The 3,294-nt window shown below is 71.7% G+C and carries 1 protein-coding gene; it reads right to left on the minus strand.

Annotation, left to right across the window (positions count from 1 at the left end):
• Positions 1-60: 60 nt before the first annotated feature.
• Positions 61-3,273, minus strand: a complete 3,213-nt coding sequence (locus ACFU6K_RS34690) for a M28 family peptidase (protein ID WP_380669934.1) — start codon at positions 3,271-3,273, stop codon at positions 61-63.
• Positions 3,274-3,294 lie beyond the last annotated feature (21 nt).

Here is a 3,294-nt window from a genome sequence, read left to right on the forward strand (position 1 = left end):
GGCCCGTCCCCCTCGACGGACCGCGGCGCAGCGGCTTCACCGGGCGTCAGCGCGCCCCGGTCACACGGCCTGCCAGAGCGCCGGGACGATCGGCGGCTCCCAGCCGACCTGGGCGGTGTGGCCCTGGAGGCAGCGGTAGCTGACCCCGTTGTAGGTCACCACGTCGCCCGCCTGGTAGGTGGTGCCGGGCGTCCAGGTGCCACCCGGGTTCGGCGAGTCGTTGCCCACCACCAGGGAGAAGCTGGTGCTGTGGGTGGCCGAGCCGGTCCCGGTCAGGGTGATGGTGTAGGTGCCGGTGGCGGTCGAGGCGGAGGTGGCGACGGTGAGCGTCGCCGAGCCGCCGGACTGCACCGAGGACGGGTTGAAGGAGACGGTCACGCCGGCCGGGGCGCCCGAGGCGGTCAGGTTGACCGTCTGGGCCGAGCCGGAGGTGGTCGAGGTGGCGACCGTCGCGGTGGTGGTGTCACCGGGCTTGACGGTGGCGGTGGTCGGGTTCACCGAGAGGGAGAAGTCGTTGGCGGGCGTGCTGCCGCCGACCGAGGTCTTCCAGAGGGTGTACGCCACGCCGTCGGCGTTGCGGTTCAGCACCGTCGCGTCGACGTTGCTGGTGGTGTCGCAGGACGAGTGGTAGCAGGAGTCGTAGGAACGGCCCGCCGTGCCGCCCCACTTGGCCGCCTGCGCCGAGGTCTTGGTGGCGTCGGCGCCGGCCGCGTAGCCCGAGGTCGGGATGCCGGCCTGCTGGAAGGAGTAGTCGTCGGAGCGGCCCTGGCCCTCGACGTTCTCCTCCGGCTTGAGGTTCAGCGAGTCCCAGTAGGCCTTCATCGGGGCCGACGCCGCGGAGTTGATGTTGTTGATGAAGTAGCCGGCGTTGGGCGAGCCGACCATGTCGAAGTTGTAGTACGCCTTGATCGCGGAGCGCTGGGCGGAGCTCAGCTGGCCGACGTAGGACTGCGAGCCCTGGAGGCCCTGCTCCTCACCGGTCCACCAGCCGAACCGGACGTGCCGGGTCAGGCTGGGGTTCTGCTGGGCGAGCACGAGCGCGTTCTCCAGCAGGACGGCCGAGCCGGAGCCGTTGTCGTTGATGCCGGGGCCGGCCGAGACGCTGTCCAGGTGGGCGCCGAACATGGTGACCTGGTCGGACGGGCCGCCGGGCCAGTCGGCGATCAGGTTGTTGGACTGGTAGCTGCAGGAGGTGCAGGTCTGCTCGGTGACGTTGTAGCCGGCCGCCTGCAGCTTGGCCTTGATGTACGCGATCGACTGGCTGTGCCCGGCGCTGCCCGCCCGGCGGTGGCCGCCGTTCTGGTTGGCGATGGTGTTCAGCTGGGACAGGTGGGCCTGGACCTTGGCGACGTCGATGTCGGGCGCGGGCCCGCCGGGGTTGCCCCCGCCGCCGACCGTCAGGCCGTACTGGGCGGTGTGGGTGGTGGCGCCGGCGGTGCCGGTGACGGTGATCTGGTAGGTCCCGGCCACGGCCGCCGCGGAGGCGGACAGGGTCAGGGTGGCGGAGGAACCGGCCTGCACCGACGAGGGGTTGAAGCTCGCGGTGACGCCCGCCGGGAGGCCGGAGGCGGTGAGGCTCACGGTCTGCGCGGTGCCGGAGGTGACGGCGGTGCTCACCGTCGACGAGGTCGAGGCGCCGGGCTGGACGGAGCCGGACGCCGGGCCGAGCGACAGCGAGAAGTCGTTGGTGCCGGACGGCGTGCAGGTGGGGTCGCCGCTCTGGGCGGGGACGCTGACGGCGTCCCAGGCGGCCTTGGTCCGGGTGAAGAAGCCGCAGCTCGGGTCGAGGCTCTTGGCGGCGGTCAGGGTGGCGGTGCGGTAGCGCTTGTAGGTCATGCCGCTGGTCTTGAGGAGCATGCCTCCGTAGAAGACCCGGCCGGCGTCCTTGATGCCGATGCCGGTGACGGAGGAGTTGTTGCAGGTGGGGCTGGTGGGCTTGCCGCCGCCGGGGTTGGAGCCCTCGGCGAGCAGGTAGAACCAGTGGTTCAGCGGGCCGGCCGCCGCGTGCTCCTCGGTCTGCGGGATCGACGCCGAGTAGCAGTTCGGGTCGTTGTTGACGAGCGAGGGGTTGTACATGTTGCGGATCGGGCCCTGGCCGACCAGGTTGATCATCTCGCCGACGGTGTAGTCCGGGGAGTCGTACGGCGAGGGCTCGTTGGCGTACGACTCGGTCAGCGCGCCCATGATGTCGCCGGTGGCCTCGCCCAGGCCGGACTCGTTGTTGGCGCCGCCGGGGGTGTACTGGTCGATGCCGTGGCCGAACTCATGGCCGACCACGTCGATCGCGGCGATCCACTCGTTGGCCTGGCTGTGGCCGATGGATATCGTGCTGCCGTCCCAGTACGCGTTGACGTCGTTGAGGCCGACCTTGACCGGCCAGCTGCCGCCGTTGCCGTTGTGCCCGTTGCGACCGAGCCAGTCGCGGAGCATGTCCCATTCCTTCTGGGCCGCGAACATCGCGTCGCCGCAGCCGGTCTCCTTGGTGGACGGGCTGCCGTTGCCCCAGGAGTCGCTGGACTTGGAGAAGACCTGCCCGGTGCTGTAGTCGGAACAGGACAGGCCGGGCCGGTTCGGGTCGCGCAGCGAGTAGGAGCCGCCCGAGCTCGTGGTGCTGATGGTGACCGGGGCGGGGCCGTTCCACTTGCTGTTGATCGTTCCGGCACGGACGTCGTCGTAGCTGTCGAGCACCTCGCCGGTGGCCGCGTCCACGAAGACGTGCAGCGTGCTGGGCGCCGACGCGGTGCGGCCCTTGAGGACGGTCTCCCAGGCGAGCCGGCCGGTGCCGTCCTTGACCCGGACGACCAGGCGGCGGGAGTCCACCGAGTCCACGGTGGCCAGCCTGGTACGGGCGGTCTTCTCCGCGTCCGCCGCGCTGACCTGCGGGGTGGTCGAGCCGCCGACCGGTCCGGTGGCGGCGGACTGCAGGGCGCGGACCTTGCCCTGGGAGTCGGCGAGGACGACCGCGTCGCCGCCGACCACCGGCAGGCCGTGGTAGCTGCGCTCGTAGGAGACGGAGTAGAGGCCGCCGAGCCAGGGCGTGACGGCCTTGCGCTCGTAGGTCTCGCCCGGGCCCTTGGCCAGCGCGTCCAGCCCGGCGTTCGCGGCCGCGTCGGCGGCGTTCACGGCGGCGGCCAGGGCGCTCGGCGGCGCCGAGGAGGGAGAGGGGGTGGGCGCGGCGGTGGCCGGGCCCGCGGCGGCGGCGATCAGGCCGGCCAGCACGGTCAGGGTGGTCGCCGTGGTCAGCAACCTGCCTGCGGTGACTCTGCGTTGCATCGAGGCTCCTCGCATGTGGGG

The sequence above is a fragment of the Kitasatospora sp. NPDC057512 genome, from assembly GCF_042802135.1.
Lineage (GTDB): Bacteria > Actinomycetota > Actinomycetes > Streptomycetales > Streptomycetaceae > Kitasatospora.

Bases quoted from the DNA above. Each gene is read 5' to 3' on its own strand.
- ACFU6K_RS34690 (WP_380669934.1), bottom strand. From the start codon at position 3,273: ATGCAACGCAGAGTCACCGCAGGCAGGTTGCTGACCACGGCGACCACC.